The organism is Campylobacter sp. 2457A (genome assembly GCF_020135895.1).
Classification (GTDB): domain Bacteria; phylum Campylobacterota; class Campylobacteria; order Campylobacterales; family Campylobacteraceae; genus Campylobacter_D; species Campylobacter_D taeniopygiae.
Genome location: NZ_JACHTO010000039.1, coordinates 1 through 5,724, shown reverse-complemented (window position 1 = coordinate 5,724; position 5,724 = coordinate 1). Strand labels below are relative to the sequence as shown.

Genomic DNA, 5,724 nt, shown 5'->3' with positions numbered 1-5,724 from the left:
AAATAAAAATTTATAGACTAAAATTTTATTATATATTAAAGCAAGCATAAAAATGATTATCCTTGCACTTAAATTCAGGTTTATTCTTAATACATATATTACTAGCTATAGGGCAACGAGTTCTAAAAACGCAACCGCTTGGAGGATTAATAGGAGAAGGCAATTCTCCCTCTAGAAGTTGAATTTCTTTATTTTTTTGAATTTTCGGATCTGGTATTGGTATGGCTGATATCAAGGCTTTGGTATAAGGATGTTTTGTATTGCTATAAATTTTTTGATAATCCGCGATTTCAACAATATTTCCCAAATACATAACTAAAATTCTATCTGAAATATGTTTAACTATAGACAAATCATGAGCAATGAAAATTAAAGATAATTGAGTTTGTCTTTGTATCTCTTTAAGTAAATTAACTACTTGGGCTTGTATAGAGACATCTAAAGCCGAAACTGGCTCATCACACACTATTAATTTAGGTTCTAAAATTAATGCTCTAGCTATTCCTATTCTTTGGCATTGTCCTCCTGAAAATTCGTGCGGATAACGATTAATTAAACTTGGAATCAAAGATACTTTTTGCATTATTTGTAAAACTTTTTCTTTAATTTCTTTGGTATTCATATATGGAAAATGAACCTTTAAAGGTTCTGCAATAATATCTCCTATAGTCATACGAGGATTAAGAGAAGCTAAAGGATCTTGAAAAATCATTTGTATATCTTTTCTTATATTTTTCCATTCTCTATTATTCTGATTTTTAAGACTCTTGCCCATCCATAATATATCACCATCTAAATCTTTATTTAATCCTAAAATAGCCTTAGCTAATGAAGATTTACCACATCCTGATTCACCCACTATACCTAAAGTTTCTCCTCGATAAAGTTTTAAATTCATTTTGTCAATAACTTTCATTTTTGTTACTTTATTTCTAAAAAAACCTTCATTTTTTCTGATTGTATAAAATACACTTAAATCTTTAGTTTCTAAAAGCAACTCTTTCATTTATAATCCTTTAAAACTAAATTTATTGGCGCAAAACAAGCTCTTTTTCTATGAAAACCAACTTCTTCAAGAATAGGGTTTTTTAAACAAATTTCTTTTGCAAAAGAACATCTTGGAGCAAAAGAACAACCTTTTGGCAAATTTAATAAATCTGGTGGATTATCTGGAATTAATTCTAGTTCTTTTTGCTCTAAGTCTAAACGTGGAATAGTTTTCATAAGTCCCAAAGTATAAGGATGTGTAGGACGATAAAAAATATCTTCTACCTTGGCATATTCCATCACCCTGCCTGCATACATAACTAAAACATTATCACAAGTTCCAGCAACGACTCCTAAATCATGAGTGATTAAGATAATAGCCATGTTGAATTCTTTTTGCAATTCTTTTAGTAATGTCATAATTTGTGCTTGAACTGTAACATCTAAAGCTGTTGTTGGCTCATCAGCGATTAAAAGCTTAGGTTTACATAAAAGTGCCATAGCAATCATGACTCTCTGTCTCATACCACCTGAAAGCTCATGAGGATACATTTTCATTCTATTTTTAGCTTCAGAAATTTTTACAGCTTCTAACATATGAACACTTTCGATGAAAGCTTTTTTATATTCCATTCCCTTATGAACGGTCAAAACCTCTATAAGCTGATCTCCCAATTTCATATAAGGATTTAAAGAGGTCATCGAATCTTGAAAAATGATAGATATTTTTTCCGAACGTAATTTATTCATAGCCTTAGGATTTAAGTTTAAAATTTCTTCTCCATCAAATAAAACACTACCTCCAATAATGCTATTCTTAGCCAATAAACCTATTAAAGCAAATACACTTTGCGATTTTCCAGAACCTGATTCGCCTACTATGCCAAGCGTTTGACCTTCATCTAAGCTAAAACTCACATCATTAACAGCTTTCACTATACCATCGGGAGTTTTAAAACTAACCTGTAAATTTTTAACTTCTAACAACATCTTATCTTTCTTTCGGATCTAAAGCATCTCTTAGACCATCTCCTATAAAATTAAAACAAAATAAAGTAATTACCAAAAATGTCGAAGGGAATCCGACTAACCAAGGGGTTTGTTCCATGGAACTCACTCCATCATTCATTAAAGAACCCCAAGAAGTTAAAGGTTCTTGGACCCCTAAACCCAAAAAACTTAAAAAGGATTCAAAAAGTATCATTCCTGGAACCAACAAAGAAGCATAAACAACTACCAAACCTAATAAATTAGGCACTATATGTTTTAAGATAATATCTTTTGCACTCACTCCACAAACTAAAGCAGCTTGAATAAATTCTTTATTTTTAAGACTTAAAGTTTGCCCCCTTACTATTCTTGCTATATCAAGCCAACTAACAGCTCCAATAGCAATAAAAATTAAAAATATACTTTGTCCAAAAAATGTAACTAAAAGAATAACTAAAAACATAAAAGGCAAAGCGGAAAAAATTTCTAAAATTCTCATCATGATCATATCCACTTTTCCACCAAAATATCCAGAAATTGCTCCATAAATAATACCTATAATAATAGCCATCAAAGCACCAGTAATACCAACAAGCAAAGAAATCTTACCGCCTATAGCTACTCTTACAAATAAATCTCGACCTGAATTATCTGTTCCAAAATAATGGCCATTTTCCAAACTAGGAGAAGAGGCAATTAAAGAAAAATCGGTATCATCATAAGTATATTTGGATAAGGCTGAACCAAAAAAAGAAAATAAAATAACCAAAATAATCAAAACTAAACTTATCACAGCAGCTTTGTTGCAAAAAAACTTTCTCATAGCATTTTGCCAAAGACTTCTTCCTTTAATTTCTCTTTGATTTAAAAGTTGTGGATATATCTGCTGACTTTCCCAATTTCTTCTAAGATCTTCTAAGTTATAGTTCAAATCTTCTTCAAATTCTTGAACCAATTGCTTTAAATTATGTGTATTAAATAATTTCATTTTAAGCCTTAATTTTTATTTTAGGGTCTAAAAAAACATAAATAATATCAACAATAGCATTAAAAAATATAGTAAGAACTCCAACAATAATTGTTAAAGAAAGCACTAAAGAATAATCTCTATTCAAAGCTCCATTAACAAAAAGTTGACCTACACCCGGTATAGTAAAAAAACTTTCTATTACTACAGAGCCTGTTATAATACCCACAAAAGCAGGAGACAGATAAGAAATTACGGGTATAAGTGCCGGTCTTAAAGCATGATAAAATAAAATCCTCGAAGAGGATAAACCTTTGGATTTAGCTGTTCTTATAAAATCAGAATGTAAAATTTCAATCATAGAACTTCTAGTAATTCTAGAAATAGTTGCAACATAAACTATACACAAAGCTAATACAGGTAAGATTAGATATCGAATTTCTCCATTATTCCAACCCCCTGAAGGTAATAATTCTAATTTTATAGAAAAAATTAATACGAGTAAAGGAGCTATAATAAAACTAGGCAAAACAACTCCTATCATCGTAAAAGCCATAACACAATAATCTAAAATACTGTTTTGCTTCAAAGCTGCTATAGTACCTATTCCAACCCCTGTAAATACAGATAAAATAAAAGCTATTACACCTAAAATAATCGAAACAGGAAAAGACTGAGCTAAAAGATCATTCACAGATAAATCCTTATAAACAAAACTTGGTCCAAAATCTCCTTGTGCTAAATTTTTAAGATAAATGCCATATTGAACTATTAAAGGTTTATCTAAACCATATTTAGCATTGATATTTTTCATCACTTCAGGAGGATAAGCTCTTTCACCCATAAAAGGACTACCTGGAGCTAATCTCATTAAGAAAAAAGAAATTGTAACAAGAATAAATAAAGTAGGAATTGCTTGCAAAAATCTAGAAAATATAAATTTTAACACTTATAAACCTCAATGTTCTAATATATAAATATCTTTAAAATAATTATTTTGAGAAGGTTGTATTTTAAAGCCTTTTACATAAGGTTTAACAAGATAACTCGTCGTATAAAAATAAATAGGTATTATAACATTATTATCATATAAAATCTTTTCAGCTTCCGCATAAAATTGTGCCCTTTCTTTTTCCGTTTTTGCCTTATATGCTAAACTAATAGCTTTGTCATATTCTTCACTTTTAAATCCTGAAGTATTGTTTGAAGAATTTGATAAAAATATATTTAAAAAACTACTTGCTTCATTATAATCCGAACACCAACCAGCTCTAGCCATTTGTTGTTGGCCCAAACGTCTAGTAGATAAAAAAGATTTCCACTCTTGATTTTGAAGTTTAACATTTACAATGCCTCCTAAATTTTTCTTCCATATAGAAGAAGCAGCTATTGCTAATTTTTTATGATTTTCATTTGTGTTATACAAGAGAGTAAAGTTTAAAGGATTATTTTGATTATATCCTGCTTCATTTAAAAGTTTTATAGCCTCTTGATGACGTTTACTACTATCCCATTTAGACCATTCTGGAGGAGTGATTAATTCAGCCGCATTGATTACAGGAGGAGAGAAGGTAAAAGCAGGAATTTGACCTTGTCTTAAAACCTGATCTGTAATAATATTTCTGTCCAAAGCCATAGAAAGTGCTTGGCGAACTTTATTATTATTAAAAGGTGGGTTTTTAATATTTAATTCATAATAATAAGTACATAACTGAAGTCCAATTTTTAATTCATTAGAATATTCTTTTTTTACTTTATCTAAAAGCTCCAAAGGGAATTGACTAATATCCAAATTCCCTGTTCTATAACGCGTATAAGCAACAGAATCATTCTGAATTTGCAAAAGAATCACCTTATTAAGCATTACCTTTGCAATATTCCAATAGTAAGGATTTTTAGATAAAACAGCTTCTTCATTAACAACAAATGAATCGAGCTTAAAAGCTCCATTACCTACTATATTTTTTGGTTCACTCCAAGAATCACCAAATTTTTCTACAACTTTTTTCGGAACCGGAGAAAGAACATAAAACTGAGTTAAAAGATCTGCAAAAGGAACGGGGCTTTCCAAATGTAAAATTAAAGTGTAATCATCTTTAGCTTCAACTCCTAATTGATCTGGATTCATCTCACCGTTTATGATAGCTGAAGAATTTTTAAGTTTCATATAATTCAAAAAAGAAGCATAAGGCGAAGCAGTTTTAGGATCAACCAACCTTCTCCAAGCAAAAACAAAATCATTAGCTGTTACCTTATCTCCATTAGACCATTTAGCATCTTTTCTGAGATTAAAAGTCCAAGTTTTATAATCATCACTATGAGACCAAGTCAAAGCTACACCAGGTGCAGGTTTATCATTCTTATCGGAAATAAGCAAAGTTTCAAACAAATTTCTTATAAAAATACCTTCGGGAGAACCGTCGATTTTAGCTGGATCTAGAGATTGAGGAGCAACACCAGCATTAAAAGTAAAAACTTGTTCTTTATCAAGTTTGTCTTCTGCTTGTAAAAAATTACAAAAATAAAAATAAAATAAAATAAAAGCAAACTTTTTCATAGTTTATTCCTTAAAAACTAAAAAATTATTTTTATCAGATTCAGAATATCTTATCAATACTTTTATTTAACTTATTTTTTTTCTAACTTATTTTTTTGTAACTTATTTAAAAAAATAAGTTACAAAAAGAAACAAATTTTACATAAAAATCAAAACTATACAGATTAAGAAAAATACTTGGATAATTATTTAAATCAAAAATATAACTTAGAAGATAAAAACT

5 protein-coding genes are annotated in these 5,724 nt (G+C 29.5%); all 5 read right to left on the bottom strand.

Going from position 1 to position 5,724, the window contains the following annotated elements; genetic code table 11:
• Positions 1 to 28: 28 nt before the first annotated feature.
• The 5 genes from oppF to H2280_RS07905 are packed head-to-tail and all read right to left on the bottom strand — an operon-like array spanning position 29 to position 5,501.
• Positions 29 to 1,006, bottom strand: coding sequence for a murein tripeptide/oligopeptide ABC transporter ATP binding protein OppF (gene oppF, locus H2280_RS07925; protein ID WP_337216192.1), 978 nt, complete (start codon positions 1,004 to 1,006; stop codon positions 29 to 31).
• Positions 1,003 to 1,977 (bottom strand): oligopeptide/dipeptide ABC transporter ATP-binding protein, encoded by a 975-nt coding sequence (locus H2280_RS07920; RefSeq protein WP_337196214.1) that lies wholly within the window; start codon positions 1,975 to 1,977, stop codon positions 1,003 to 1,005. The genes oppF and H2280_RS07920 overlap by 4 nt, the downstream gene beginning before the upstream one ends.
• A 1-nt stretch (position 1,978) precedes the next feature.
• Positions 1,979 to 2,965, bottom strand: coding sequence for an oligopeptide ABC transporter permease OppC (gene oppC / locus H2280_RS07915; RefSeq protein ID WP_337216191.1), 987 nt, complete (start codon positions 2,963 to 2,965; stop codon positions 1,979 to 1,981).
• Position 2,966: 1 nt separating this feature from the next.
• On the bottom strand, positions 2,967 to 3,893 hold the full coding sequence (oppB, locus tag H2280_RS07910; protein ID WP_337216190.1) for an oligopeptide ABC transporter permease OppB: 927 nt from the start codon (positions 3,891 to 3,893) through the stop codon (positions 2,967 to 2,969).
• A 9-nt stretch (positions 3,894 to 3,902) separates the two neighbouring features.
• Positions 3,903 to 5,501, bottom strand: coding sequence for an ABC transporter substrate-binding protein (locus tag H2280_RS07905; RefSeq protein WP_337216189.1), 1,599 nt, complete (start codon positions 5,499 to 5,501; stop codon positions 3,903 to 3,905).
• Between the last annotated feature and the right edge of the window lie 223 nt (positions 5,502 to 5,724).